25 protein-coding genes are annotated in these 26,670 nt (G+C 73.1%); 9 read left to right on the top strand and 16 right to left on the bottom strand.

Annotation, left to right across the window (positions count from 1 at the left end; translation table 11 throughout):
- Window positions 1-17 precede the first annotated feature (17 nt).
- The 5 genes from I8D64_RS07605 to I8D64_RS07625 form a co-directional block, all read right to left on the bottom strand.
- Window positions 18-1,592 (bottom strand): trypsin-like peptidase domain-containing protein, encoded by a 1,575-nt coding sequence (locus I8D64_RS07605; protein WP_246482840.1) that lies wholly within the window; start codon window positions 1,590-1,592, stop codon window positions 18-20.
- Window positions 1,593-1,679: 87 nt separating this feature from the next.
- Window positions 1,680-3,440, bottom strand: a complete 1,761-nt coding sequence (menD, locus tag I8D64_RS07610; protein ID WP_200501898.1) for a 2-succinyl-5-enolpyruvyl-6-hydroxy-3-cyclohexene-1-carboxylic-acid synthase — start codon at window positions 3,438-3,440, stop codon at window positions 1,680-1,682.
- 62 nt (window positions 3,441-3,502) lie between these two features.
- Window positions 3,503-4,480: an o-succinylbenzoate synthase gene (locus I8D64_RS07615; protein WP_200501899.1), complete on the bottom strand. Its 978-nt coding sequence runs from the start codon at window positions 4,478-4,480 to the stop codon at window positions 3,503-3,505.
- A gap of 5 nt (window positions 4,481-4,485) precedes the next feature.
- On the bottom strand, window positions 4,486-4,971 hold the full coding sequence (locus I8D64_RS07620) for a glutathione peroxidase (protein WP_200501900.1): 486 nt from the start codon (window positions 4,969-4,971) through the stop codon (window positions 4,486-4,488).
- A 50-nt stretch (window positions 4,972-5,021) separates the two neighbouring features.
- Window positions 5,022-6,545 (bottom strand): amino acid permease, encoded by a 1,524-nt coding sequence (locus tag I8D64_RS07625; RefSeq protein ID WP_343068475.1) that lies wholly within the window; start codon window positions 6,543-6,545, stop codon window positions 5,022-5,024.
- Between the two features lie 104 nt (window positions 6,546-6,649).
- Here I8D64_RS07625 and I8D64_RS07630 point away from each other — a divergent pair, with 104 nt between their 5' ends.
- The 4 genes from I8D64_RS07630 to I8D64_RS07645 all read left to right on the top strand — a co-directional run bounded on the left by I8D64_RS07630 (window position 6,650) and on the right by I8D64_RS07645 (window position 10,749).
- Window positions 6,650-7,267 carry a GNAT family N-acetyltransferase gene (locus tag I8D64_RS07630; protein WP_200501902.1) on the top strand — a complete coding sequence of 206 codons (618 nt, stop codon included), beginning with the start codon at window positions 6,650-6,652 and terminating at the stop codon, window positions 7,265-7,267.
- 90 nt (window positions 7,268-7,357) lie between these two features.
- Entirely contained in the window at window positions 7,358-8,326 is a 969-nt protein-coding gene (locus tag I8D64_RS07635; RefSeq protein ID WP_200501903.1) for a 1,4-dihydroxy-2-naphthoyl-CoA synthase, read from the top strand.
- A 5-nt stretch (window positions 8,327-8,331) separates the two neighbouring features.
- On the top strand, window positions 8,332-9,684 hold the full coding sequence (locus tag I8D64_RS07640; protein WP_343068476.1) for an AMP-binding protein: 1,353 nt from the start codon (window positions 8,332-8,334) through the stop codon (window positions 9,682-9,684).
- Window positions 9,685-9,867: 183 nt separating this feature from the next.
- On the top strand, window positions 9,868-10,749 hold the full coding sequence (locus tag I8D64_RS07645) for a 1,4-dihydroxy-2-naphthoate polyprenyltransferase (RefSeq protein ID WP_200501904.1): 882 nt from the start codon (window positions 9,868-9,870) through the stop codon (window positions 10,747-10,749).
- Window positions 10,750-10,789: 40 nt separating this feature from the next.
- On the opposite strand, the gene I8D64_RS07650 is transcribed toward I8D64_RS07645, so the two are convergent.
- Window positions 10,790-11,068 carry a DUF4229 domain-containing protein gene (locus I8D64_RS07650; protein WP_200501905.1) on the bottom strand — a complete coding sequence of 93 codons (279 nt, stop codon included), beginning with the start codon at window positions 11,066-11,068 and terminating at the stop codon, window positions 10,790-10,792.
- A 126-nt stretch (window positions 11,069-11,194) separates the two neighbouring features.
- Between I8D64_RS07650 and I8D64_RS07655 the strand changes: the two genes are divergently transcribed.
- On the top strand, window positions 11,195-11,926 hold the full coding sequence (locus I8D64_RS07655) for a GTP pyrophosphokinase (protein ID WP_246482841.1): 732 nt from the start codon (window positions 11,195-11,197) through the stop codon (window positions 11,924-11,926).
- A 57-nt stretch (window positions 11,927-11,983) separates the two neighbouring features.
- Window positions 11,984-12,490, top strand: coding sequence for a PLD nuclease N-terminal domain-containing protein (locus I8D64_RS07660; protein WP_200501906.1), 507 nt, complete (start codon window positions 11,984-11,986; stop codon window positions 12,488-12,490).
- Between the two features lie 163 nt (window positions 12,491-12,653).
- Here the strand turns inward: I8D64_RS07660 and ccsB are convergent, their stop codons facing one another.
- The 6 genes from ccsB to I8D64_RS07690 form a co-directional block, all read right to left on the bottom strand.
- Entirely contained in the window at window positions 12,654-13,775 is a 1,122-nt protein-coding gene (gene ccsB / locus I8D64_RS07665; RefSeq protein WP_200501907.1) for a c-type cytochrome biogenesis protein CcsB, read from the bottom strand.
- Window positions 13,772-15,661: a cytochrome c biogenesis protein ResB gene (gene resB / locus I8D64_RS07670; protein ID WP_246482842.1), complete on the bottom strand. Its 1,890-nt coding sequence runs from the start codon at window positions 15,659-15,661 to the stop codon at window positions 13,772-13,774. Before resB ends, ccsB begins: the two co-directional genes overlap by 4 nt.
- Window positions 15,661-16,470, bottom strand: coding sequence for a cytochrome c biogenesis CcdA family protein (locus I8D64_RS07675; protein ID WP_200501908.1), 810 nt, complete (start codon window positions 16,468-16,470; stop codon window positions 15,661-15,663). Before I8D64_RS07675 ends, resB begins: the two co-directional genes overlap by 1 nt.
- Window positions 16,467-17,084: a TlpA family protein disulfide reductase gene (locus I8D64_RS07680; protein WP_200501909.1), complete on the bottom strand. Its 618-nt coding sequence runs from the start codon at window positions 17,082-17,084 to the stop codon at window positions 16,467-16,469. Before I8D64_RS07680 ends, I8D64_RS07675 begins: the two co-directional genes overlap by 4 nt.
- Window positions 17,081-17,728: a histidine phosphatase family protein gene (locus I8D64_RS07685; RefSeq protein ID WP_200501910.1), complete on the bottom strand. Its 648-nt coding sequence runs from the start codon at window positions 17,726-17,728 to the stop codon at window positions 17,081-17,083. The genes I8D64_RS07680 and I8D64_RS07685 overlap by 4 nt, the downstream gene beginning before the upstream one ends.
- A gap of 118 nt (window positions 17,729-17,846) precedes the next feature.
- Window positions 17,847-18,488, bottom strand: a complete 642-nt coding sequence (locus tag I8D64_RS07690; RefSeq protein ID WP_200501911.1) for a MarR family winged helix-turn-helix transcriptional regulator — start codon at window positions 18,486-18,488, stop codon at window positions 17,847-17,849.
- A gap of 106 nt (window positions 18,489-18,594) precedes the next feature.
- On the opposite strand from I8D64_RS07690, the gene I8D64_RS07695 reads away from it, so the two are divergent.
- Both I8D64_RS07695 and I8D64_RS07700 read left to right on the top strand, forming a co-directional pair.
- Window positions 18,595-19,137, top strand: coding sequence for a YceI family protein (locus I8D64_RS07695; RefSeq protein ID WP_200501912.1), 543 nt, complete (start codon window positions 18,595-18,597; stop codon window positions 19,135-19,137).
- A 224-nt stretch (window positions 19,138-19,361) separates the two neighbouring features.
- The gene (locus tag I8D64_RS07700) at window positions 19,362-19,676 is read left to right on the top strand and encodes a glutaredoxin family protein (RefSeq protein WP_200501913.1); all 315 of its coding nucleotides are present in this window, start codon (window positions 19,362-19,364) and stop codon (window positions 19,674-19,676) included.
- A 156-nt stretch (window positions 19,677-19,832) separates the two neighbouring features.
- Here the strand turns inward: I8D64_RS07700 and I8D64_RS07705 are convergent, their stop codons facing one another.
- The 4 genes from I8D64_RS07705 to I8D64_RS07720 all read right to left on the bottom strand — a co-directional run bounded on the left by I8D64_RS07705 (window position 19,833) and on the right by I8D64_RS07720 (window position 25,049).
- Window positions 19,833-19,931, bottom strand: coding sequence for a 30S ribosomal protein bS22 (locus tag I8D64_RS07705; protein WP_109274628.1), 99 nt, complete (start codon window positions 19,929-19,931; stop codon window positions 19,833-19,835).
- A gap of 161 nt (window positions 19,932-20,092) precedes the next feature.
- Complete coding sequence (locus I8D64_RS07710) at window positions 20,093-21,859, bottom strand: GTPase (RefSeq protein WP_200501914.1); 1,767 nt, start codon at window positions 21,857-21,859, stop codon at window positions 20,093-20,095.
- Window positions 21,856-23,769: a dynamin family protein gene (locus I8D64_RS07715; protein ID WP_200501915.1), complete on the bottom strand. Its 1,914-nt coding sequence runs from the start codon at window positions 23,767-23,769 to the stop codon at window positions 21,856-21,858. Before I8D64_RS07715 ends, I8D64_RS07710 begins: the two co-directional genes overlap by 4 nt.
- Before the next feature lie 35 nt (window positions 23,770-23,804).
- The gene (locus I8D64_RS07720; RefSeq protein ID WP_200501916.1) at window positions 23,805-25,049 is read right to left on the bottom strand and encodes an acetoin utilization protein AcuC; all 1,245 of its coding nucleotides are present in this window, start codon (window positions 25,047-25,049) and stop codon (window positions 23,805-23,807) included.
- Between the two features lie 182 nt (window positions 25,050-25,231).
- Between I8D64_RS07720 and I8D64_RS07725 the strand changes: the two genes are divergently transcribed.
- Window positions 25,232-26,650, top strand: a complete 1,419-nt coding sequence (locus tag I8D64_RS07725) for a TrkH family potassium uptake protein (RefSeq protein ID WP_200501917.1) — start codon at window positions 25,232-25,234, stop codon at window positions 26,648-26,650.
- The last annotated feature ends 20 nt before the right edge of the window (window positions 26,651-26,670 follow it).

Here is a 26,670-nt window from a genome sequence, read left to right on the forward strand (position 1 = left end):
TCTCGGCACCGGGCCGGTCAGCCGGCCTCGGTGAGGGTCACATCCTTGGTGATCTCCTTCTGGCCCCGAACGATCGTGAGCTTGTGGGAGGAGCCGACCTCGAGGCCGCGCACCATGCCGGTCAGCGCGGCCGCGCCGTTCACGGGCACGCCGTCGACCTGGGTGATGAGATCGCCCTCCTTGAGCCCGGCGTCGGAGGCCCCCGAGCCGCGCTCGATCGAGCGCACGAGCGCCCCGCGGTAGCTCGCGCCGGAGACGTCCTGGCTGCTGTCCTGCGCGGTGACGCCCAGCAGCGCGTGCTTCGCGCTCCCGCTCTCGATGAGCTGGTCGACGATGAGGGTGACTGTGTCCGAGGGGATCGCGAATCCCAGACCGATGCTCCCGGACTGCGAGGAGGAGGACTCCCCCTCCTGCGAGAAGGTCGCGATCGAGGAGTTGATGCCGACGACCGCGCCGCTCGCGTCCACCAGCGGGCCGCCCGAGTTGCCGGGGTTGATCGCGGCATCGGTCTGCAGGGCCGACGAGTAGGTGGAGTCGGATCCGTCGACGGCCTCGCCCTGCGTGGTCACGGGACGGTGCACGGCCGAGATGATGCCCGTGGTCACCGTGTTCTCGAGACCCAGCGGGGTGCCCACGGCCATCACGTCCTCGCCGACCTGGACGTCGTCGGAGTCGCCGAAGGAGGCCGGGGTGAGGTCGTCCGGCGGGTCCTCGAGCTTGATCGCTGCGAGGTCGGTGGTCGCGTCGGTGCCGATCACCCGGGCGCTGTAGGTGCGGCCATCGGTCAGGGAGACCTCGACCTTCTGGGCGCCGGAGACCACGTGGTTGTTCGTGATGATCGTGCCGTCCTCGCGGTAGATCACGCCGGTCCCCTCGGCCTGGCCCGAGGCCGTGCTCACGGAGATCGCGACCGTGCTCGGCGAGACCTTCTCCGAGACGCTCTCCCAGTTCGGGGTGTCGCCGTCCTGGGCGACGGGGCTCGCGTCGGCCGTCTTCGTGCTGCTCGAGGAGCTCGACGACGCGGCGGAGCGCGCCCCCTGGCCGTCGACCTGGTCGTAGGCGATGACGCCGCCGAGGGTGAGCCCGCTGCTGAGCAGCATGCCGGCCATCACCAGGCCCGCGACGCCCACCCAGCCCGGACCGCGGCGCCGGGTCGCGGGGGCAGAGCCCTGGATCGCGGGATTCGGGCCCTGCGCGGCCTGGGCGCCGGGAGGCGTCGCCTGGCCGGACGCACCGGTCGCGGCCGCTCCCCAGCTCGGGGAGGCCGATGGGCTGCGCATGTCCTGGGGGCCCTGCGCGTTCTGCGGGCCCTGCGGATCGCTCCATCCGTAGGACGCGGAGGCCGTCGGGGACGCGGCGCCGTAGGGGTCGCCGTGCTGCGACGGGGCGCCGTACGGATCGCCGCCCTGCGTCGGGGCGCCGTGCTCGTCGGCCCCGAGGCCGTCGAGGCGCTGGGTCTCGTCGACCCGCCCGAGCTGCTCGGTGGGATCGGCGGAGACCGGGTGCTCGGTGGTGTCGTCGGACGGGCGGCGGCCGGCGGACCCGTCCGGGGCCCCGGTGCCCTGGGGGACGTTCGATTCCTCGGATGACATGCCAGTCATTGCATCCCCTCGTGCCTTGAAGTCCTTGCGATCGAGCTGTGCGCTGGCTGTGTCGTGCATCCCCCGGCGGGGTCGGGATCAGGGGCCGACGACGATCATCCGGAGCCCGTCGGTCGGCCGTTCGAGGCCCCTGACCAGGGCATCGAGGGCCTGCGGGCCCTCGTAGCGCACCGCGTCGACGCCCAGCGCGCGGGCCGCGGCTGCGATGTCGGCGCCGTGCGGGGTCGTGAAGAAGCGCTCGAGGAGCTCGGGATGCGCGCGCCGGTGCTCGAGCCCGGAGAAGATGCGGCCGCCGGAGTCGTCGACCACGATCACGTCCAGCGCGGGGCGACGCTCGAGGGGCCCGACGATCAGTCCCGTGAGGTCGTGCAGCGCCGTCACGTCGCCCACGAGAAGACGCACGCGCCCGGTGGGAGCGTGCTCGGCGGCGAGCGCGTACCCGCCCGCGGTCGAGGCCATCCCGTCGATCCCGGCCAGGCCGCGGCCGGCCAGCACCGTCCCGCGCGCTGCCGGGGCGAGCTGCTCGAGATCCCTCACCAGGGACGAGGAGCCCAGCACGAGGGTGTCCTCCTCCCCCGTCGCCTCCCAGACGGCGAGCGCCGCGCGCTGCTGCCACGTCGGCTCGGACGCCTCCACGAGCAGTGCGCCCTCGCGGCGCCAGTCCTCGAGCCGCGCAGCGGTGTCCGCGCGGTCGTCCGCGTCGCCGAGGGCGAGGGCGAGGGCGGGCACCACGAGGGACGCGGTGCGAGAGGCGTCGGTCCAGGAGGAGGTCGGGTCCACGATGATCGTCTCGACGTCGGCCGCGCCCAGCAGCGCGCCGACCACGGGACGCGAGAGCGTCGGGTGGCCGTAGACGATCGCCTGCGAGGGCCGCAGCGGGTGGGCGGGGTCGGCCATGACCTGCGCGAGCAGCTGCGGGTAGCCCGTGACCATGCTGGGCCCGCCGCGGGATCCGGAGCTCGGCTCGGCGAGCAGAGGCAGCCGGTGGGTCTCGGCGAAGGCGCGGGCCGCGGGGCCCGCGCCGTCCCCGGCGACGACCACGGCGCGCGGATCGGGCGGGAGCGCGACCGGCGTGGGCTCGCGCGGCGGGATCCGACGGGTGACGACCAGGCGATCGCCGTGCTCGGGCCCCGGCACCGACTCAGACTCCGGCTCCGGCTCCGGCTCCGACCCTGTCGAGGCGGGCCCGTCGACGGTCCCGGCGCCGGGCACGAGCGGGTCGCGCAGGCACAGGTTCACGTGGACGGGACCGGGGTGAGGCCCTGTCGCGGCGGCGAAGGCCCGCGCGAGGGTGCTCACGGCGGTGCGCAGCTCGACCTCGGTCGCACCGTCTCGCGAGGGCGCCGGGAGGTCGGTCGCGAAACGCACTGCATCCCCGTAGATGCCGACCTGATGGGTGGCCTGGTTCGCGCCCACGTCGCGCAGCTCGATGGGCCGGTCCGCGGTGAGCACGATCAGCGGGGTGCGGGAGTGGTGGGCCTCGAGGACGGCGGCGTGCAGGTGCGCCGTGGCGGTGCCCGAGGTGGTCACGACGACGCCCGGCGATCCCGGGTCGCGCCGGGAGATGCCGAGGGCCGTGAACGCGGCGGCGCGCTCGTCGATCCGCACGTGCGCCGCGAGACGGCCCGCGATCTCGGGGTCCTCGAGCGCGTAGACGAGCGGCGCCGAGCGCGAGCCCGGGCTGATCGCGACGTGCCGCACGCCGAGCGCGACCAGGGTGCGCCAGATCGCGACGGCCTCCTCGACCGCACCGGAGCCCAGGGGCGAGGGCACGGGGATGGTCATCGGCTCCGGATCCGCCCGGAGAGGGTGGCCGGCGGGAGCGGGGTGCTCGGTCATGGTCCCAGGCTAGTGATCCGACGCCCGCGCCGATCCCGGCTCGGGTCCGTTCGCGCCGGGGGTCACAGCAGCTGTGCGCACGCCTCGAGGCGCTGCTCCCAGCGGGCGGTGAGCTCGCGCGGCGCGCAGTGGGCCTCGAGCAGCTCGGGCTCGGGCTGCGGGCGCCGCACCGGGATCATTCCCCCGTCGGCGCGCAGCGGTGCGGCGATGAGGTCGCCGGTGAGCAGGACCGCCGTCGCGAGTCCGCAGGCGTGGGTGAGCTCGGGCAGGGCCGCGGCGAAGGCGAGGCCCGCGCTCAGGCCGACGCTCGACTCCAGCGCGCTCGAGACGACCACGGGGAGGTCCGCCTCGGCGGCGAGCTCGAGGCAGCGGGCCGCGCCGCCGAGGGGCTGCACCTTCATCACGAGCACGTCCGCCGCGCCCGCGCGGGCCACGCGCAGAGGGTCCTCGGCGCGCCGCACGAGCTCGTCGGCCGCGATCGGCACGTCGACCGCGCGGCGCACGGCCGCGAGGTCCTCGAGCGAGGCGACGGGCTGCTCGACGTATTCGAGGCCGCCCGCCGCGCGGTCCATCTGCGGGATCGCGGCGATCGCCTCGTCGCGGTCCCAGCGGGCGTTCGCGTCCACGCGGATGCGGGCGTCCGGGCCCAGGGCGTCGCGCACGGCCTCCAGGCGCTCGAGGTCCGCGGACAGGGTGGAGGCGACGTCCGCGACCTTGACCTTCGCGGTGCGGGCACCGCCCACGGTCGCCAGCCGGTGCGCGAGCGCGGGCGGGACGACGGGGATCGTCACGTTCACCTCGATGCTCTCGCGCAGGGGCGCGGGGCGAGGGGCGGTCGCGTCGGCGAGAGCGCAGCGCAGCCAGGCGGCCGATTCGGCCGGGGCGTAGTCCCAGAACGGGGAGAACTCGGCCCAGCCCTCAGGACCCCGCAGCACCACGCCGTCGCGCACGGTGATGCCGCGGAAGCGGGTGGTCATGGGGATCGACCAGCAGCGGGCGTCCTCGATGCCCCGCTCGCGCAACGCGGCGGGGATGCGCATGCCCCTCACGCCGCGGCCAGCACGGCGTCGATGGGACCGCGCAGGTCGGCGGGCTCGACGCTCGGGTGGAAGCGGCCGACGACGGCGCCGTCGAGCCCCACGAGGAACTTGGCGAAGTTCCACTCGATGTCCGCTCCGTCCTCGCCGGAGCGCTCCGAGCGCAGCCACTGGTAGAGCGGGTCGGCGTCCTCGCCGTTGACGTCGATCTTCGCGAGGATCGGGAAGTCGACGCCGTAGGCGGTGCGGCAGAAGGTGACGGCGTCCTCGTCGCTCCCGGGCATCTGGCCGGCGAACTGGTTGCAGGGGAAGCCGAGGATCACCAGTCCTTTCTCCCGGTACTGCTCCTGCAGCTCCTGGAGGCCGTCGAGCTGCGGGGTGAGCCCGCACTTCGAGGCGACGTTCACCACCAGCACGGTCCGGCCCGCGTACTGCGCGAGGTCGGTGGAGGCGCCCTCGGCGGTGCGGACGGTGAAGTCGTGAAGCGTGGTCATGGCGGCTCCTTGCGGGACGGGTGGGTGCGGCGACGCCGCGCCCGTCCAGGCTAGCCCCGCTCGACGGGCTCGGTCCGCCAGCGGGCCGCCTCGTCCCTCTCGCGGGCGACCCGCGCGCGGAACTCCTCGCGCTGGGCGCCGTGCGCGGCGTCCCGTCGGATCAGCACGTAACCGATCGCGACGATCACGAACCAGACCGGCGTCGCGAGGAGACCCGCGAGGGTGTCGGACGCGCCCGTGAACGCCCAGAGCAGGAAGGCGAAGAACGCCATCACGACGAAGGACATCACGGTGCCCAGCGGCATGCGGAAGCGGCTGGCGGCGTGGTCCTGCGGGCGCCGACGGCGGTACGCCAGGTAGCTCAGCAGGATCATCGTCCACACGAACATGAAGCACAGCGAGGAGACGGTGGTGACCACGGAGAACGCGGTCGACTCCCCCAGCCCGAAGACGAGGAGCACCACCGAGGCCAGCAGCATCACGCCCGTGAGGAACAGGGCGTTCTGCGGGACGTGGCGGCGCGAGACGCGCGCGAACAGGCGCGGCGCGTCGTTCTGGGTGGCGAGGCCGAACACCATCCGGGAGGTCGAGTAGATCCCGGAGTTCGCCGAGGACATGGCCGAGGTCAGGACCACGAGGTTCACGATGGCGGCGGCCGCGGGCAGACCGGCGGTCGCGAAGACCTGGATGAACGGGGAGTCGTCGGCGCTGTACACCGTCCACGGCATCACCGACATGAGGATCACGAGGGCGCCCACGTAGAACAGCAGGATGCGGACGGGGATCGAACGCACCGCGCGCGGCAGGTTCTTCTCCGGGTCGCGGGTCTCGGCGGCCGTGGTGCCCACCAGCTCGATGCCGACGAAGGCGAAGGTGGCGATCTGGAAGGCGGCGACGAAGCCGGTGAAGCCGCGCGGGAAGAAGCCGCCGTCGGCCCACAGGTGGGTGAAGCTCGAGGGGCCGGCCGAGGTCTCGAAGCCCGTGAGGACGAGCACGAGTCCCAGGACGATGAGGGCGAGGATCGCGACGATCTTGACCATGGCGAACCAGAACTCGGCCTCGCCGAAGGCGCGGACCGTCGGCAGGTTCAGGCCGATGAGCAGGGCGATCACCACGATCGCGAGGACGGGCGTGGCCCAGCTCGGGAGCATGGGGACCAGGTCGCGCAGATAGACCGAGGCGATCACGATGACGTCGGCCACCGCGGTCACGACCCAGCAGAACCAGTAGGTCCAGCCCGTGAAGAACGCCGCCCAGGGGCCGAGCAGGTCACCGGTGAAATCGGCGAAGTTCCGGTACTCGCGGCGCGAGAGCAGGATCTCGCCCATCGCGCGCATCACGAAGTAGAGCATGAAGCCGATGACCACGTAGACGAGCAGCACGGAGGGGCCTGCCACCGAGATGGTCTTGCCCGAGCCCATGAACAGGCCCGTGCCGATGGCGCCGCCGATCGCGATCAGCTGGATGTGGCGATTGCCGAGCGAGCGCTCGAGGCGGGGGGCGTCGGGGGCGCCCGAGCCCGAGGCATCCGAGCCGGTCGACGTCGATGTCGTGGAGGACGAGGAGTGAGTCACCCGCGGGACCTTACCCATCGGCGGGCGGATCCGTGCGGCGACGCGCGGACGGGATGGCCCGGCCGACGGGTCGCTCGGCAGCGGGGGCGTCGTAGCCTGCTCGCATGGTCCATCACCCCACGTCGGACGCCGTCGCGCGCCCCCTCCCCGCACCGTCGGGCCCGCACCTCCGCCAGGTCCGAGCGGACGACGCCGACGCGATCCTCGAGGCCTTCACGTCCTCCCCCGACATGTCCCGCCAGGGCGACGTGCACGACGCCACGTCGGCCGAGGAGTACTGCACCTGGCTGCGCGGGGCGGACCGGCACGCCTTCGCGATCGTGGACGACGAGCCGGATGCCGTTCGGGGCGCGCACGGCCGCATGGTCGGCCTGGTCGCCGTGAGCGTCGACGAGGGCAATCGCAACGGCTGGTTCTTCTACTGGCTGCATCCCGCGCATCGCGGCCGCGGCCTCGCCTCGCGGGCGGCGGCCGCCCTCGCCGAGCGCGCGCTGCGGCCCGTCGACCGGGGCGGCTGGGGGCTCGAGCGCCTCGAGCTCGGACACCGCATCGACAATCCCGCCTCCGGTGCCGTCGCCCGCGCCGCCGGCTTCCTGCACGAGGGCACGGAGCGCGAGAAGTTCCTCATCGGCGGCGAGCGCGTGGACGTCCTCGCCTACGGCCGACTCGTGACCGATCCCGCTCCGCCCACCGTGCTGCTGCCCTGGGCCGACGACGCCTGAGTATCCCGTCCGATCCTCATCCGCTCCTCGTCGGCCGGATCACCCGTGAGCGGGCCGAACCCCGCGCGCGCCGGGGATACCCTGGCGAGCATGCCCCGCTTCGAGCTGCCCCGCGACATCTCCGACACCTTCGATCCCGAGCGCTGGCGGGACATCGGCCCTGATGAGCTGGCCGGTCCCGCGCTCACGGACGTGACCTTCCACCGCGCCGTGGACCGCTCCGATCCCGAGGCGCCGAAGGACCTGCCGTGCGTGCGGATCGCCTTCGACCGGCCCGCGGTGCGCAACGCCTTCCGCCCGCACACGGTCGACGAGCTATACAGGGCGCTCGACCACGCGCGGCTGGACACCGAGGTCGGCGTCATCCTCCTCACCGGGAACGGTCCGTCCCCCAAGGACGGCGGCTTCGCGTTCTGCTCGGGCGGGGACCAGCGCATCCGTGGGCGCTCCGGGTACCAGTACGCGGGCGGCGAGACCGCCGAGACCGTCACCGCCGGGCAGGGAGGCCGCCTGCACATCCTCGAGGTCCAGCGCCTGATCCGCACCATGGGCAAGGTCGTGATCGCCGTGGTCAACGGCTGGGCCGCCGGGGGCGGGCACTCCCTGCACGTGGTCGCCGACCTCTCGATCGCCTCGCGGGAGCATGCGCGCTTCATGCAGACCGACGCGAACGTGGGCTCGTTCGACGGCGGCTACGGCTCCGCGTACCTCGCCAAGCAGGTGGGACAGAAGCGGGCCCGCGAGATCTTCTTCCTCGCCGAGGAGTACTCGGCCCAGGACGCCTACGACTGGGGCGCGGTGAACCGGGTCGTCGACCACGCGGACCTCGAGGACGCAGCGCTCGCGATGGCCGCGACGATCGCCACGAAGTCCCCGCAGGCGGTGCGCATGCTCAAGTTCGCCTTCAACCTGGCCGACGACGGCCTCATGGGCCAGCAGGTCTTCGCGGGCGAGGCGACGCGCCTGGCGTACATGACGGACGAGGCGGTCGAGGGCCGCGACGCCTTCCTCGAGCATCGCGCCCCCGACTGGTCGTCCTTCCCCCACCCGCAGGGCTGAGCGCCGTGGTCGAGCTCCCAACGGCAGCATCCGCTCCCTGGATCCGTCCCGCCGCTTTCGACGTCTCCGCGGCCTCGCTCGCCGAGCACGTCCGCGCGATCGGCGAGGTCATGGCCGGTCGCGGGCGGCTGTGGCTGGGCCCGTTCGACCCGCCGCCGACGATGCCCGCCGGTTTCGAGGACACCGTGCTGGTGGTCCCGACCTCCGGCTCGACGGGCCGAGCGAAGGCCGTCGCCCATCCCCTGCGCTCGCTGCTCGCCTCGCAGGACGCGACCGCGCGGCTCTTCGCGGACGGCGACGGCGCCCGGGACACAGATGCCGACCGGACCGCGCACGCGGGGCACGGGCACTGGCTGCCGCTGCTGCCGCCCACCCACATCGCCGGCATCCAGGTCATCGCCCGGGCCCATCGCACGGCCCAGGTGCTGGGACTCGAGCGCGTCCCGCTCCCGGATCCCCTGCCGGATCTCTCCGCCCACTTCGACGCCGCCCGCTTCGTCGCCCTCGCCGAGCCGGCCCTCGCGGAGGCCGCGGAAGCGGGCCTCCCCGCCTTCACCTCGCTCGTGCCCACCCAGCTCACCCGGCTGCTCGGCGAGGCGTCGGGCGACGGCGCCAGGGCCCGCGCCCTGCTCGCACGCTTCTCCGCGGTGCTCGTGGGCGGTGCGGCCACGCCGCCCGACCTGCTGGCGCGCGCGAAGGGGGCGCGCATCGCCGTGCGCACCACGTACGGGTCCTCCGAGACCGCAGGCGGCTGCGTCTACGACGGCGTGCCGCTCCCCGGCGTGCGACTCGAGCTCGTGGAGACGGAGGACGGGGCGGAGCAGGACACGGAGGAGGGCGCTGAGGAGGGCCGCCTGCGGCTGCGCTCGCCCACCCTCGCCCACGGCTACGTGCTCGCGGACGGGATCGCGGCGACCGAGGACTTCCCCCTCGTCGGCCCCGACGGCGAGCGCGCCTTCGTCACCAGCGACCTCGCCCGGATCGATGACGGGCGACTGCGGATCCTGGGCCGCGCGGACGACGTCATCACCACCGGCGGCCTCAAGGTCGTCCCGCAGGACGTGGAGCGCGCGATCGACCGCTCCCTCATGCTGCGCGGGCTGCTCGCCGAGTGGGTCGTCGTGGGTGTGCCGGACCCCGAGTGGGGTCGGCGCGTCGAAGCGCTCGTCGTCCCTGCCGACGACGCCCCGACCGAGGCGGAGGACCTGCCCGCCCTCGTGCGCTCGGCGCTGCGCACCACAGGCGTCCCCTCCCATGCCGTGCCGCGGCACGTGCACGTCGTCGAGGCTCTGCCACGCCTGGGGATCGGGAAGATCGACCGGGCCGCGGCGGCCCGCATCGCCTCGGCGCACGGCTGAGACCGCCCGCCGGCCCGGGTCCAGCAGGAGGGCGCGTGAACGCATCGGCGTATGGGCGCGTGAGCGCGTGGGCGCGACCCACGCCACCCCCGGGCACACGCCGGGCGCGGCCTCAACGGACGTATCCTTGATGGGGCCGTGAACTGCGGTCCTGCCACCGCAGACCACGCCTCGAGGAGCATCATGGCCACGTTCTCCCAGTGGGTCGAGGCCGCTCGCCCCCGCACCCTTCCCGCCGCGATCTCCCCGGTCGCCGCCGGCACCGGGGCCGCGCTCTGGGACGCCGGATTCGACGCCGCCGTGGTCATCCCGCGGGCCCTGCTCGCCCTCGGCGTGGCCCTCTGCCTGCAGATCGGCGTGAACTACGCCAACGACTACTCGGACGGCGTGCGCGGCACGGACGACGACCGCGTGGGTCCCTTCCGGCTCACCGGCTCGCGATCAGCGGCGCCCGGCACCGTGAAGCGCGCGGCGTTCCTCGCGCTCGGGCTCGGCGGTCTGCTCGGACTCGTCCTCATCGCGATCGCCGGCATCTGGTGGACCGTGATCGTGGGAGCCGCCGCCATCGCCGCGGCCTGGTTCTACACCGGCGGGAAGCGGCCCTACGGCTACCTGGGACTCGGCGAGCTGTTCGTGTTCATCTTCTTCGGGCTGGTCGCCGTGGGCGGCACCTCCTATGCGATCACGCTCCGCGTGAGCTGGGTGGCGATCCTCGCCGCCTGCGCGATCGGCCTGCTCGCCGTGGTCATCATGCTCACCAACAACCTGCGGGACCTGCCCACCGATGCCGTCGCCGGCAAGCACACCCTCGCGGTGCGGCTCGGCGACCGGGGCACGCGCATGCTGCTGACGGCATGCCTCGTCGTCCCGTTCGTGCTGATGGTTCCGGTCATGGTGGCCCACCCGCCGGTGCTCGTGGTGCTGCTCGCCGCCGTCCTCGCGGTCGGCCCCCTGCGCACGGTGCTCGCCGGCACGCAGGGGCGCGCTCTGATCCCGGTGCTGGCCCGGGCCGGCCGGCTCGAGCTCGTCTTCTCGCTGCTGCTCCTCGTGGGCCTCGCGGTCTGACCCGTCACCGGGCCGCCCCCGGAGCGTCCCCGCTCAGCGCTCAGCGCTCGTCGTCATCCTCGTCGAGAAGCGCGTCCTCCTCGTCGGCGTCCTCGTCGCGGACGGGGCCGCGGCGCTCGCGGCGGCGCTCGTCGGCCGACTGCAGCCTCCCCGCGAGCCGCTCGCGCGGGGCGCGCAGGAAGAGCACCGAGACCAGGAACGCGATCAGCACGGCGATGATCCCGGCGAGGTAGAACCCGACGCCGATCTGCACCATCAGCCACCAGGCCGCGGCCAGCACCACCAGCCGGATCACCGTATAGAGCAGGACGTCTCGCATGGATGCCAGGGTAATGCGCCCGCCTGGACGGACCGTGCGGGCCGAGGCGCGGAACACAGGGCGCGTGAGGATCCCGTGCCGGGATCTCGCACCGAACCTCCAGAGACCGGTGGGAGGATCCGGCGCATGAGTGCTGAGCGAGCGTCCGACGCCGTCCCCTCGTTCTCCGGGCACGGGATCGACCCCCGGGCGCTGGACTTCCTGCGCCGCCTGGCCGGGCCCGACGCCGAGCACGTGAACGCCGAGACCATGCTGCGCCGCATGCAGCAGCGCATGCGCGGCTTCCTCATGGAGTACAAGTTCGGACTCGACGAGATCTCCACGAAGGTCGGCATCCTGCGCGAGCAGTTCGACGCCCAGCACGACCACTCCCCGATCGAGCACGTGAAGACCCGTCTGAAGTCCGCCGAGTCGCTCACCCAGAAGATCGTCGCCCGCGGCGTCCCGGCTGACCTCGACGCGATCCGCGCCCAGATCTTCGACATCGCCGGCCTGCGGATCACCTGCCCGTACGTGGCCGACGTGTACCTCGTGAGCGACGCGATCCGCCGCCAGGAGGACCTCGAGGTCCTGCAGGTCAAGGACTACATCGCCGACCCCAAGCCCAACGGGTACCGCTCCCTGCACCTGATCGTCCAGGTGCCTGTGTTCCTCGCCGACCGCACCGTCGAGATCCCCGTGGAGATCCAGCTGCGCACCATCGCGATGGACTTCTGGGCGAGCACCGAGCACTCCCTGCGCTACAAGTTCGACGGCGACGTCCCCGAGGTGCACTCCCGGCGCATGTCGCAGATCGCCGAGACCACACGGGAGCTCGACGAGCAGATGGCGGAGCTGCGGCGGGTCCTGGCGTCCTGAGACGGACGGTGCGAAGCGCCCGGCCCGCCGGCCCGCGAGGTTCCGTAGACTCGGGGGATGTTGAAGGGTGTCCTCGCCATCGCCTCGATCGGGCTGACGATCTTCGCTCTCGCCGACTGCATCCAGTGCGAGAACGCGCAGCTGCGCGGTCTGCCGAAGTGGGCCTGGATCGTGCTCATCGTGCTGCTGCCCTGGGTGGGGCCGCTCACCTGGCTGCTGGTCGGCAAGGACCGCGAGAGCGGCGCCCCGAGCGCCTTCGATCCGCTGCGCGGAGGCCCCTCCCGGGACGGAGAGGACGGACCCGCGGGATCGGCGGGATCGTGGGGCTCCCGAAGCGGTCGGGGTGCGCGCGGGTCTCGGCCCCTGGCGCCCGACGAGGACCCCGAGTTCCTGCGCAAGCTCGACGAGGACATCCGGCGCGAGCGCCGCGAGCGCGAGCGCCGCGGCGGGAGCGACGGCGGTGACGGCGGTGACAACACCGGGAGCGGCGGCGAGGACGACGACCGGGGGCGCGGCGACGGCACCGGTCCGGCCACCCCGACCACGGACGACGGGCGCGGCTGACCCCGAAGGGGCCGGACAGCCGCCCGCGCGGCACGCAGACATGAGGCCGGCGCACCGGGAATCAGGGTTCTCGGTGCGCCGGCCTCATCTCTGCGCCGGGGCGGCGGGATCGCGGCGTCGGACTCGCGGCGTCTGTTCACGGCGTCGCGGTCCCGCCGGCGGCTCAGCCGAGTCCGGAGTAGGAGTGCAGGCCGTTGATCACGAGGTTCACGACCGTGTAGTTGATGATGACGCAGGCGAAGCCGGCGAGGGCGAACCAGGCCGCCTTGTTGCCGCGGAAGCCGCGGGTGGCGCGGGCGTGCAGGTAGCAGGCGTAGACCACCCAGATCACGAAGGTCCACACCTCCTTGGGGTCCCAGTTCCAGTAGCGGCCCCAGGCCTCGTTGGCCCAGACCGCACCGAAGATCAGGGTGAAGGTCCAGCACACGAAGGCGAGGGAGTGCAGGCGGAAGCAGAGCGCCTCGAGGGCCTCCGGGCCGGGGATGCGCTCGGTGAGCGCCGAGACCGGGCCCCAGAAGCGCCCCAGCGGGCGGTCGGCCGCCTCGCGGGCGGCGCGCACCTTCTGGGTGCGGGTCGAGAGCAGCTGGAGGGCGGCGACGATCGCGCCGAGGCCCGAGAGCGCGGTCGCGATGATGGCGACGCCGATGTGCACGATCAGCCAGTGGGAGTTCTGCAGGCTCGGGGTGAGGTCGGAGGCGGGCAGGATCCACGCCGTCTGGGCGATCAGCATGAGCACGAGCACCGGGAGCATCACGAGGGTGCCGAGCAGACGCAGGTCCTTGCGGCGGATCGAGATGATCACGAACAGCGCGACGATCAGCGCGCTCGAGGTCATCGAGAACTCGTACATGTTGCCCCACGGCACGCGCCAGGTCGCCACGCCCCGCAGCACCATCGCGGTGATGTGCAGGACGGCGCCGATCGAGGCCATGACGTATCCGAAGCCGCGCGCGCCCAGCGCGTTGCCCGAGGTCGCGGCACCGGCGGAGCCCCGTGAGGCGGAGGCCTTCCCTGCCGTGGCCGTCCGGGTGGGAGTCGTCCCGGCGTCGGTCGACCCGCCGGGCCCCCCGCCGGCCGCCGCGGCCGTCCCGGCGCTCGCGCCGACGGTCGCGAGCTCGGCGCGGGCGCCCTCGCTCTCGCGCTTCTGCTTCTCGAGCTTCTCGTCGCTGCGCCGCTGGGTGACGCCCGAGAGGTCCGCGCCGAAGCCGATGAGGGCCAGGACGTACAGGACGATCGTGACGATGATCAGGAGGTTCGAGAGCTCCGCGAGCTGCTGGTCGATCACTGGAGGGGTCCTTCGTGCGAGGGCTTGGACTGCGAGGAATCGGTCTCCGGGGTCTGGGGCGCGGGCCTCGGGGAATCTGAGGACGGGGAATCAGCGGACGTGTCATCGGATGGCGACGGATCCGCCGCCGTGGAGGCGGAGTCCGCGAGGCGCTCGGCGAGCGCGCGCACGTCCTCCACGAGTCGATCATCGTCGCTGCGGGCCAGTCCCGCCACCTCCAGGACCACCCCGTGGGCCGACGGCACCGCCCGCACCCACACGCGGCGGCGCGGCACGAACAGCGAGAGCACCAGGCCCAGCACCGCGCTCAGCGCCATGACCAGCGTGAACACCTGGAACGGGTCGCGCTTGATGTCGAAGGCGGCGTAGCGCTTGACGCCGTCGAAGGAGATCGAGGAGCCGTCGGCGAGCGTCTGCGACTCCCCCGGGGTGAGGCTCACCAGGGACTGGTTGCCGTCGGAGTCGGCCACCGGCGTGAGGCTGCTGACGTCGACCTGGTAGGCGTTCTTCGGGACGCCGTCGTCCAGGCCCAGGTCGCCGTTGTAGACGGTGAGGGCGAGCTGCGGGTTCACCAGGCCCGGGAACTCGGAGTGCGGCCCCTTCTCGTCGATGACGCCCGTGGGCAGGAAGAAGCCGACGACGGCCATCTGCTTGGGCTGGGCGTCGGGCGCCTTGATGACCAGCTGCGAGGTGTACCCGGTGTCGCCCGAGGGGATGGTGATGATCGGCCCCTCGGCGACGACGTTCCCGTCGGGGTCCTTCACGGTGACCTCGGGCGCGTAGCCGTTGCCCAGGAGGTACATCGTGGTGCCCTGGACGTGCAGCGGCTGGTTCACGCGCAGCGTCTTGGAGTACTCGCCGCTCTTGTCCGGGTCGTCGACCGTGACGTCGGCCTCGAACTTCTTGGGCTGTCCGAAGCGGTGCTCATTGGAGCTGGTGTCGTACTCGGCGCGGAAGTCGTCGAGTGTGAAGCGGAACGACGGCAGCTTCGAGGAGTCGTACCAGGCGCCCTGCTCGAAGGAGTCGTACTCGGCCAGGGAGTTCGAGAACCCCTCCCCCTCGACCACGGTGATCTGGCCGCGGTACTGGAAGAGCCCGCCGGCGGCCACGCCGACGAGCACGCCCAGCAGGGCCACATGGAAGAGGAGGTTGCCGGTCTCGCGCAGGTATCCGCGCTCGGAGGTCACCGAGCGCGCCCCGCCCTTCTCCTCGAGCACGTCGGTGCGGTAGCGGGAGCGCTTGAGGGTCTTCGCCGCGCGAGCGGCGACGGCCTCGACGTCGCCCCCCGGGAGCTCGACGCGCGTGAACCCGGCGAAGCGGCGCAGGCGCGAGGGCGTGCGCGGGGGGCGCGAGCGGATCTGGCGCAGGTGCACGCCCAGGCGCGGGATCACGCAGCCCACGAGGGAGACGAACAGCAGCAGGTAGATCGCCGAGAACCACACCGAGGAGAACACGTCGAAGAAGCCCAGGGTGTCCAGGAACTTCGCCCACGAGCCGTGCTCGGAGATGTACTGCTCCGTCTTCGAGGCGTCCACGTTGCGCTGCGGGTACAGGGACCCCGGCACGGCGGCGATCGCGAGCAGCAGGAGCAGGAAGAGGGCGGTCTGCATGCTCGTGAGCTGGCGCCACAGGAACAGCAGCGTCCCGCGCACGCCGAGCTTGGGCAGCGAGGCCCCGGCCTTGCCCGACTTCCCGGCCTGGCGCAGATCGCGGGCCTCGGGAGCGACCCGGCGGTCACGGGTGCTCGCCGTGCCCATCTGGTCCTTCTGCTCGTCGCGTGCCCGACGGGCCCGCTCGGAGCGCGGGGGCTTCGCGTCCTCGCCCTTCGCCTCCCGGCTCTGCGCCCGGCGCTGCGCCTTGCGCGCCCTGCGGTCCTCCTGGGTCATCACACCACCGTCTCGTATCCGCCGATGAGGGTCTGCAACTGCGCCATCCACTGCGTCCAGGTCCCCGTCAGCAGCAGCACGCCGATCGCGATCAGCAGGGCGCCGCTGACCACGGAGATGGTCCGACGGTGGCGGGCGAGGGCGCGGCTCGCGCCGAGCGCGCGCTGGAAGAGCAGCGCGAACAGCACGAAGGGAATGCCGAGACCCAGGGAATAGGCGAGAGCGAGCAGGGCCCCGCGCAGCGGGGACGCTCCGTCCAGGGAGAGGGCGACCACGGCCGCGTAGGTCGGACCGATGCAGGGGGTCCACGAGAACCCGAAGACGATCCCCATGAGCGGGGCCCCGAGGAGGCCCGCGTCGGGACGGCTGTGCAGGCGCTTCTCCCCCGACAGCGAGGGGAACAGGCCCAGGAACAGCAGGCCCATGGCGATCACGAGGATGCCGGAGATCCGGTTGACCCACACGACGTGGGACTGCAGGACGTGCCCGAGCGCCCCGACGAAGCCGCCGAGCACCACGAACACGGCGGCGAAGCCGAGCACGAACAGCACCGCTCCGAGCGCCATCCGGGAGGAGCCGCCGCGGGAGCGTGCCCTGCCGCGCCCGCCGCCGGACGCGCCGCGGCCGGCACCGTCGGACCCCTGGCCCGCGAGACCCGAGACGTACCCGAGGTAGCCGGGGACCACGGGCAGCACGCATGGGGAGACGAAGGCGACGATCCCGGCGGCCGCGGCCACCGCGAGGGCCACCCAGAGGGAGCCCGAGAGGATCGTCGTGGAGAAGACCTGTCCGATGTCCATCGCGCTCATTCGTCCACGACGGTCTCGATCATCGACCGCAGGATCGAGGGATCCGCGGCGCCGGAGATGCGCGCCGCGACCCTGCCCTTCACGTCGAGCACGAGCGTCGAGGGGACGGCGTTGGGCGAGACCTGGCCGCGCAGCGCGTAGAGGATCTTGGAGTCCAGGTCAGGCAGTGACGGGTAGGGGATCTTGTACTTCTTCTGGAAGGCGACGGCCGGGCCCTTCTCGTCGCGCACGTTGATGCCGACGAACTCCACGCCCTTGGCGGCGTAGTCGCCGGCGATCTCGACGAGGTCCGGGGCCTCCTTGCGGCACGGCGCGCACGAGGCGTACCAGATGTTCAGGACGAGCACGGAGCCCAGCTCGTCGGCGCTCGCGAAGGCCTTGCCCTCGTAGGTGGTGCCGCTGAAGTCGACGGGATCGCTGCGATCCTCGGGGTCGATCTCGGTGGTCACGCCGTCGCCGGAGACGAAGCCGTTCTCGCCGTCGCCGCCGCTGTCGCCGTAGCGCGAGGAGGTGTCCGAGCCGCAGGCCGCGAGCAGGAGGGCGCCGGCGCCGAGCCCGGCCGCGCCGAACAGGGTGCGACGGCCGACGGGGCGGGCGCTGGGGAGGTCGTTCATGCGAGCTTGCCCCCAGTTGCGTCGACCGAGCCCATGTAGAGCTCGGCGGCCGGCTCGGCGTAGTCGATGCCGGCGAGATGCGGGCCGACGAACCGCAGGCTCGTCACCGAGCACAGACGGCACTGCCGGCGCCGCGGGTCGTGAAAGAGCGGCTTGCCCTCGGCCGAGAGCCGGGTGACCCAGATCGGCAGCTGGTGCAGCACGAGGACGGCCTCGTGGCCCTCGACCTCGGCGCGGGCCGACTGCACAGCGCTGATCACGCGCGCGGCCTGGTCCCGATAGGGCTCGCCCCAGGACGGGCGGAAGGGGTTGGCGAACCAGCGCCAGTTGCGCGGATCGGAGAAGCGGGCTTCGCCGTGGCCCATGCGCTGGCCCTCGAAGTGGTTGCCGGACTCGATGAGCCGCACGTCCTGCGCGACGGGGAGGCCGTGCACGGCGGCGATCGGCGCGGCGGTCTGCTGGGCCCGCAGCAGCGGCGAGGCCCAGACGGCGCGCACGTCGCGCGGGGCGAGGTGCTCGGCGGCGAGCTGCGCCATCTTCTGGCCGCGCTCGGACAGGCGGTACCCCGGCAGCCTCCCGTAGAGGATCTTCTCGGGGTTGTGCACCTCTCCGTGACGGACCAGGTGGATGACGGTCGTGCTCATGGGCGCGGGGACCTCCGCGGGAACCGAGGGTGTGGGCCGGATCGACACTCGGGGCGGCCGACGATGCGCAGAACGGGGCCGTGCCCGCGACGAGTGGCGAACCGCCTCAAGGTACCAATCAATCCTTGACGTCGGATGGGACGGTGCCCAGGGTCACGGGGGCGCCCTCGGGGATGGTGCGGGCCATGATCCGGCCCAGTTCCAGCAGGTCCTCGGTGCCCACGGCATCCAGCAGCCGCTCCCGCACGGAGGCCACGTGCACGGGCGCCGCCTGGCGCAGCAGCTCGGCGCCGGCCTCGGTGAGCACCGCCTCGCGACCCCGGCCGTCACCCGAGCAGCGGACGCGCTCGAGGATGCCGCGCTTCTCGAGGCGGGCGACGGTGTGGGTCAGGCGCGAGCGAGAGTGCACGACCTGATCGGCCAGCCCCGACATCCGGATCCGGCCCTCGGGCGCCTCGGAGAGCCGCACGAGGATCTCGTACTCGTCGAGGGAGAGATCGAAGCGCGGATCCTGCTCGAGCGCCGTCGAGATGTTCTCCATCAGCAGGTTCACGCCGTAGAGGAACGTGCGCCAGGCCTGCTGCTCGTCGTGGCTCAGCCACTCCACCTCGCCGCCCGCGCCCTCCGTGCCCTCGCGATCAGCGCTCGTGCCGTCGGCGACGGGTACGCCGCTCGCGGGCGACGCTCCGCCCGTACCGCGGCCGTTCACCGACTCGCCGTCCGCACCGCGCGGTTCCCGCGTATCCTCGGTGGTCGACATCACATGCTCCTTCCGGACCCCTGGGGCCTTGCGCCCGACGTCCATCATAGTTTACCTTTCAAGCACAGAGTTCGTGCAACATTCAAGGAAAGAAGGACGGCACACGATGACTGCTCTCCCCGATGGCATCTCCCAGGGCACCTGGACGCTGGACGCCTCCCACACCAACGCCGGCTTCACCATCCGCCACGCGGGCATCTCCAAGGTGCGCGGCCACTTCGCGGACGTCACGGGCTCCTTCGTCGCGGGCGCCGACCTCGAGTCCAGCCGCTTCGAGGCCTCCCTGAAGACCGCGTCGATCTCGACCGGCAACCCGGACCGCGACAACCACCTGCGCTCCGGTGACTTCTTCGACGCCGAGACGAACCCGGAGATCACCTTCTCCTCGACGTCCGTCTCCGACGATGAGATCGTGGGCGATCTGACCATCAGCGGCGTCACCAAGTCCATCACCCTCGACTACGACTACGAGGGCGCTGCGACCGACCCCTTCGGCCAGTACCGCGCGGGCTTCACCGCCTCCACCAAGATCTCCCGCAAGGACTTCGGGCTCACCTGGAACGCCGCCCTCGAGGCCGGCGGCGTGCTCGTGGCCGACGAGGTCAAGATCACCATCGAGGCCGAGTTCACCGCTCCCGCCGCTGCGTGATCCCGTGTGCGCGGAGACAGCCTGACCGGATGATCGCCTGATCGCCTGATCGCGTGCGTGATCGACTGATCGCGTGATCGGCTCGCCGGGCCTCCGCCCACAGCTGCTGAAGGGCCGTCCACCACCGGGTGGACGGCCCTTCGTCGTGCGCGGGACCGACGCACGGCCTGTGCGGGGACGGCGCCGGGCCGATGCAGCGCGGGACGCTCTACGCTGAACGGGTGATGAGCCTCCCCGCCGACCTTCCCCGCCCGCCGCGCACCACGGATCCGGATGCGCGCGTGCTGTACCTCACCCGCCCCGGCTGCCATCTGTGCGACGAGGCGCTGCCCGTCGTCCGCGCCGAGGCCGACCGCGCGGGGACGGTCGTGGAGGTGCGCGACATCGACGAGGACCCCGGCCTGCAGCGCGACTGGAACGAGCACGTGCCGGTGATCGTGGTCGACGGCGTCGTGCAGGCCCGCTACCACGTCGACGCGTCGTCCCTGCGCTCGGCGCTCAGCCGTCGGCCCTGGTGGAAGAGGATCCTGGGCCGCTGAGCCCGAAGGAGCGAGAGGCCCCTCGAACCGGGCGGACCGAGAGGCCCCGCATCGCAACGCACGAGGACCCCGCCGGAGATCCGGCGGGGTCCTCGTGCAGTGATCACCGCGCGGGCCGCGGGGCCCGCATGCGGTCGCGCCCTGGGGGCGCGCAGATCACTTCTTGTTGCGGCGCTGGTGGCGCGTGCGACGAAGCAGCTTGCGGTGCTTCTTCTTCGACATGCGCTTGCGACGCTTCTTGATCACGGAACCCATGGGGACCCCTGTTCTGCAGGCGGATGCCTGCGGTCTCGGACGGAGAGCGGACTGCACGCGGCCCGGCCCACAGGCGGTGCTCCCCGCTCCCGGGGGCGGGATGCGGCGCCCACGCATGAGCACCACGAGTCCAGGGCCCGTGCCACAGTCGACGCCCCACTTTACACGCGCCGAGGGGGTGCGTCCCCGCCCGCCTCTGCGAGATCCGTCGCAGATCTGCGGGCCGCGTCCAGTCTGTCCTGCACGGGGCCGACGACGAGATCGGCCGCGACCTCGTGCACGCGGGCGCGCAGCAGCCGTCGGGCACGGGCCGCGTGGAGGCGCGAGACGAGGGCGGCGAGTGCCCCGCCGAGCACGGCCAGCAGGATCCCCGCCCCCACGCCCAGCACGACGAGCGCCGTGGGCAGGGGGATCGGCACCCACAGCTCGCGGATCATCGGCATCGGCGGCGCCGGGACCTGGAAGAACGCGAGGACCGCGTTGAGCACGAGCCAGCCCAGACCCACCACCCAGGCCGCCATCGCGAGCCACTGCAGCACATCGAGGACGGGCCACCACCAGCCACGGGTGCGGCGCGAGAGGTCCGCGCCGACGACGGCCTGGTCAAGAGCGTCCGGGAGCTCGTCCTCGCGCGAGCGGGCGGAGCGGCGCACCGCCGCGCGCCACGGGGCGGAACCCTCGCGGCTGACGGTGTCGGCGAATCCGCGCAGGCCCTCGGAGGCGCGGGCCGAGGTCGCCGCGTCGGGCACGGGCAACGAAGACCGCGCCTCTGCGCCTCGGCCGCCGCGTGATGCGTCGGCCCCGAGGTGGAGGCGTCCCAGGGGGTCCGGGCGCACACGCCGGAGCCAGCGCACGACGGGCCAGCCGCTGCGCGCGTCGGCGCGATGCCGGTAGGCCTTCCCCACGGCCTCGGCCACGGGCTCGATGCGGGCGGCGGCCCCGAGGGCGTCCTCGAGCGAGCGCTCGGCGGCCGGCGGCACCCGGTCCGGCAGACCCGAGGGATCCGCGGCCTCGCGCAGTCCCGTAGCGGCTTCCCGCAGGTCGGCGCGCCGACGCATGGCGATCGCCTCACGGGCCTGGGCGACGGCCGCGAAGCGGGAGCGGACCTCCGCGAGGCCCGCGCCGGTCTGCGCGGAGACCGCGAGGACGGGCGCGTGCTCGAGGCCGTCCCCGCGCACGATCTGCTCGAGGGAGGCGTGCACGCTCTCGCGCTCGTCCTCGCGCACGGTGTCGATCTGATTGAGCAGCACGAGCGTGACGGCGTCGTGGCCGGCGAAGGGCTCGACGAAGTCGCGGTGCAGCACCCGGTCGGCGTACTTCTGCGGGTCCGTGACCCACACGAGCACGTCGACCATGCCGGTCATGCGCTCGGCGATGTCGCGGTGAGACTCCTGGACGGAGTCGAGATCGGGCAGGTCCAGGAGCACCATGCCGGCGGCGGGTCCCGTTCCGGAGGCACCGCCGGCACGGCCTGCTCGAGCGGCGCGCCCGGCGCCGTCCGCGGCCGCCTGCGCGAGCGCGTCGTGCAGCGGACCGCCCTGCACCTCGTGGCGGTCGGCGACCTCGAGCCAGTCCAGGAGGGCGTCGGCCCCGGCGGGGTCGAGCACCGCGGCGTGCGGGTCGCGCGTCGTCGGCCGACGCACCGCAGCCGGCGAGATCTCCTCCCCCACCAGGGTGTTCATGAGCGAGGACTTGCCGGATCCGGTCGCGCCGAAGAAGCCGATGACCGTGTGCTCCGCCGAGAGCGCGGTGCGCGCATCGAGCCGCTCGAGCATCTCCCCGGTCGCATCGAGAGCGTCCGCCGGGGCGATGCCCCCGAGATCCTCACGGGCCCGCACGAGGGCGTCCCGGCGCTCGGCCAGGGTCGCGAGGGTCTCCGCAGATCCGGCGCGGGCGCCGCGCGGGCTGCGGGAGGTGCGCGGACTCATGCGATGTCCTCCCCGGTCGTGGGTTCGTGACTCGGGGGCTCCTGGGTCGGGCGCTCCTGGATCGTGGGCTCCTGCGCCGTCCGGCCGCCCGTCGCCTGCTCGGCCTGCGTCCGGATGCCGGCGGCGAGCGCTGCCGCCCCGCGCGCGTCGGCCCGCAGGGCCGCGGGCTCCGTGCCCTCGGGCACGGCGTCCAGGCGCTCACGGAAGGGCTCGGCGCGCTCGGCGACGAGTCCCTCGAGCCGCGAGACGAGGCTCTCGCGGGCCACGCGGGCCAGTCTCCGCACGGCGTCCTCGCCGAAGATCGTCTCGAGCAGCTTCTGGCCGACGATCGCGGTCGCGGCGCCCGTGCCGACCTCCAGGCCGGTGGGGATGAAGGCCGTGGAGGCGAAGACGACGACCATGAGCGCGACGCCCACGACGTTCACGCCGAGCGACAGGATGCGGGCCTTCGTGCGACGATCCGCGCCCTCGCTGCGCACGAGCTCGAGCACGTCCCCCTGCCAGTCGCGCACGGCCCGGGCGACCTGCTGCTCGTAGCCGGGCTCCATGCGGGAGAGGTCGGCGCCCTCCACGAGGGCACGCCCGGCGGGGTGCGAGCGCCATGCCTGCTCGACGTGCTCGGCGCCGCGCGCGGTCTCGTCGACCACCACGTGCACGAGGCCCGTCTCAAGGGCGTCCTGGGCCGCGACCGCCGGTCTGCCCTCGCCGCGCAGCGCCCGTCCGAGGCGATCGCGCACCCGGCCGACGAAGCTCTCGAGCGAGCGGACGATCTCGCCGGTGCCCACGACCTCCTGCCAGCGGGCGAGGACCTCGCCGCGCAGCAGGGACCCGTCGCCCACGGCCGCCTCGATGCGCCGGGCGACGTCGGCGAAGGCAACGTCGACCGCCGTCGCGAGCTCCTCGCGGATCGCGCGCTGCTCCTCGACACCGGCGGCCACGTCCTGCAGGGTCCCGTCCAGGGAGTCGAGGGCGCCGGCGAGGGTGCGCCGGGCGATCGCGCCGCGTGCGCCCTGGTCCGCGGCGAGCCCGTGCAGCCAGGCGTCGATCTCGCCGACGCGGGCGTGGTCGAGCATCCCCTCGGCCGAGAGCGACGACTCCGGCACGAGGAAGAGCCGGGCGGGCTCGAGCCCGCGGTCCTCCAGCATCGCGCGCAGGTCGGTCTCGAGCTCCTCGGCGATGCCGGGCCGCTCGGGGATGCGGTTCATGACCACGGCGACCGTGGCGTCCGCCTCGACCGCGGTGCGCAACACCTCCCACGGGACCGCGTCGGCGTAGCGGTTGGCGGTGGTCACGAACAGCCAGAGATCGGCGGCGCGCAGCAGCTGCCGGGCGAGCTCGCGGTTGCCCGCGGCGATCGAGTCGATGTCCGGTGCATCCAGCAGGGCGAGGCCGCGCGGGACCTCGGCGAGGGGGCGCAGCTCGAGCTCGCGCGAGGGCTCGTCCTCGGATCCGGCCGACGGGGCGCCGGCGCCCGCTCCCCCGCGGACGCGGGCGAGGCCGGGCAGGATCCGCGCGCCCTCGAACCAGGGGGCGTCCTCCGGATGGTGCAGCAGCACGGGCCTCCGGGTCGTGGGGCGGATCGCGCCGGCACGGGTGACGGGCCGGCCGACCAGGGCGTTCAGCAGGGTCGACTTGCCGGCGCCCGTCGAGCCGCCGACGACCACGAGCAGCGGAGCGTCGACGGACTGCAGGCGCGGGACGAGGTGGTCGGCGAGCTGGCGGGAGGCTGCGGTCACCGCGCTGCGGGTCTGCGCGGCGCCGGGCGCCTCGAAGCAGAGGCGGACCCCGTCGAGATCGGCGGCGAGGTCGTCGAGCACCCGCGTGGCGTCCGAGCGGGGCTCCACCGGGTCGTTCGTCGGGTCGTCCGCCGGCTCGTCCGACGGGTCGTCCGACGGGGGTCGAGTGGTCATGCGGCCATTCTGGCAGTCGCCGCGCCGCGGGGTCCTCAGTCGAGGAACGGGTCCAGGCCCCACTCGGGGAAGGCGGAGCGGCGGGCGGCCTGGACGGCGCGGTCGAGGTCGTCGGCCGGATCGAAGCCCAGCGACCAGTCGCGCACGTCCAGGGGGCGCTGCTCCCCGTACCCCATCTCGGGCGGGGCGTCGGGGTCGAGCAGGCCGTGGGAGCGCAGCACCTCGGGGGCGGCGCGGCGGTACGCCTCGGGGACGTCGCCCTCCTCCGGGAGCGGCTCCCCGGTGACCACGGCCACCAGGTGCGCCCAGGAGCGCGGGACCACGTCGGTGACCGCGTACCCGCCGCCGCCGAGGGCGAGCCAGCGCCCGCCCGCGGACTCCTCCGCCACCTCGCGCATGAGCATCATCGCCGCCCGCTGGGCCTCGAGGGTCGCGCGGACATCGGCGAGCGGGTCCTTGCGGTGGCTGTCGGCGCCGTGCTGGGTGACCAGGAGCGTCGGGCGGACGGCGCGGGCGAGGGCGGGCACGGTCGCGCCGATCGCGCGCACCCAGCCGTCCGCGTCGGTGCGCGGCGGGAGCGGGACGTTGATCGCGCTGCCCAGGGCGCCCGCGCCGCCGGTGTCCTGGACGAAGCCGGTGCCCGGGTAGAGGTGCTCGCCGCTCTCGTGGATCGAGAGGGTGACGGCGCGCGGCTCGTCCCAGAGCGCGCGCTCGACGCCGTCGCCGTGGTGGACGTCGAGGTCGACGTAGAGGATGCGCTCCTCCCCCGCGTTCAGGGCGTGGGCGATGGCGATCGCCGCGTCGTTGTACACGCAGAACCCGGCGGCCTGCGAGGCGCGCGCATGGTGCATGCCGCCGGCGAAGTTCACGGCACGGTCCACCTCGCCGGCGCGGATCGCGTCGACCGCGGCGATCGATCCGCCGACGATGCGGGCGCTCGCGGTGTGTATGCCCTCGAAGGCGGGGACGTCGTCGCCCCCGATGCCGAAGGCGATGAGCGCGTCGTCCCCGCCGTCCTTCCCCGCCCCGGGCTCCGAGGCGCGGCGCACGGCGGCCAGGAACTCCGGGGTGTGCACGCGCAGCAGCTCCGCGTCGTCCGCGACGGGCGCGGGCAGGATCCGCACCCCGGGGCGCGCGAGCAGTCCGCTGGTCTCGGCGAGCAGCCTGGTCAGCTCGAGGCGGACGGGCGACATCGGGTGGTAGGGGCCGAAGTCGTAGGCGAGGAGGGAGTCGTCCCAGACGACACCGGCGGCGGAGGAGCCATGGGGGGCGGAGACCATGCGTGCGAGCGTACCCAGTGCAGGGCCGGACGAGCGCATCGCCGACGTAGACTGCGCGACGGATCAGCGCCTGCGCGGCGGGCGGTTACGGGGGCCCGCGGGCCCCCGGCGCCGCTGGTCGGACAGCGCATACGCGACGGGCACGAGACGCAGGACCGAGACGCAGGACGAGGAGCAGCCGGATGAGCGAGGGCCGGGACGAGGACGGGCGCACAGACCTGTCCGCGGTCTCCCTCTGGCAGCGCATCCGCGAGTTCTCGAGCACCGCTCTCGCGACGGCCGCGAGGACCTCCCCCGCCCGCCTCGCACTGACCGTGTTCACCGCGATGATCGGCCTGGTCACGCTGCTGCTGATGTCCCCGCTCGCGGCGTCCGACGGCCAGGCCACCGACTTCCGCGACGCCGTGTTCACGGCCGTCTCCGCCATCTGCGTGACCGGGCTGACCACGGTCGACACGGCCACGCACTGGTCGACCTTCGGTCTCGTGGTCCTCATGGTCGCGATGAAGATCGGGGGGCTGGGCGTGCTCACCCTCGCCTCGCTGCTGGGGCTGTCGGTGATGCGCTCGATGGGGCTCGCCCAGAGGATCATCACGGCGCGCGAGACCCGCGCCGAGCAGCTCGCCGAGGTGGGCAGCGTGCTGCGCACGATCGTCATCACCTCGACGGCCTTCGAGGTCCTCACCTTCCTCGCGCTCGTGCCGTACATGATCGCGACCGAGCACGGCACCGGCACCTCCGTCTTCTACGGCGCCTTCTACGCGATCAGCGCGTTCAACAACGCGGGCTTCGTGCCCGATCCCGGCGGGATCTCCCAGTACCTGGGCGATCCGTTCTTCTCGATCCCGATCTCGACGGCCGTGTTCATGGGCTCGCTCGGATTCCCCGTGGTGCTCGTGCTGGTCAAGAGATGGCGCACACCTCATCACTGGACGCTGCATGCGAAGCTCACCCTCGCGACCTCGGGGATCCTGCTGGTCGCCGGCATGCTCGGCTACCTCGCGATGGAGTGGTCGAACCCGCACACGCTGGGCCGCGAGGACTTCGGCGCAAAGATGCTGGCCTCCCTGTTCGCCTCGGTGATGCCGCGCTCGGGCGGCTTCTCCACGCTCGACATCGCCTCCCTCGAACCCGAGACGCGCCTGTTCACGGACCTGCTCATGTTCATCGGCGGCGGCTCGGGGTCGACGGGCGGCGGCATCAAGGTGACGACGTTCGCGCTGCTCGCGCTCTCGATCGTCGCCGAGGCGCGGGGCGACCGCGACGTCGAGGTGTTCGGGCGTCGGATCCCGCAGGAGACCATCCGCCAGGCGATCGGCGTGCTCGTCATGAGCGCCTCGGTCGTGTTCATCGCGACGTTCCTGACCCTGCAGCTCACACCGTTCAGCCTGGACCAGGTGCTGTTCGAGGTGCTCTCCGCCTTCGGCACCGTGGGGCTGTCCACGGGCATCACCCCGCATCTCGGCGACGCCGCGAGCTACGTCCTCATCGTGTGCATGTATCTGGGCAGGATCGGGCCGATGACGCTCGGCGCCGCTCTTGCGCTGCGGTCGCGCTCGCGCGTGGTGCGCCTGCCCAGCGAGCGCCCCATCGTCGGCTGATGCCGCTGCGTGCCGGGCCG

Origin of the sequence: Brachybacterium halotolerans, assembly GCF_016623465.1 — a bacterium.
GTDB classification, from domain to species: Bacteria; Actinomycetota; Actinomycetes; order Actinomycetales; family Dermabacteraceae; genus Brachybacterium; species Brachybacterium halotolerans.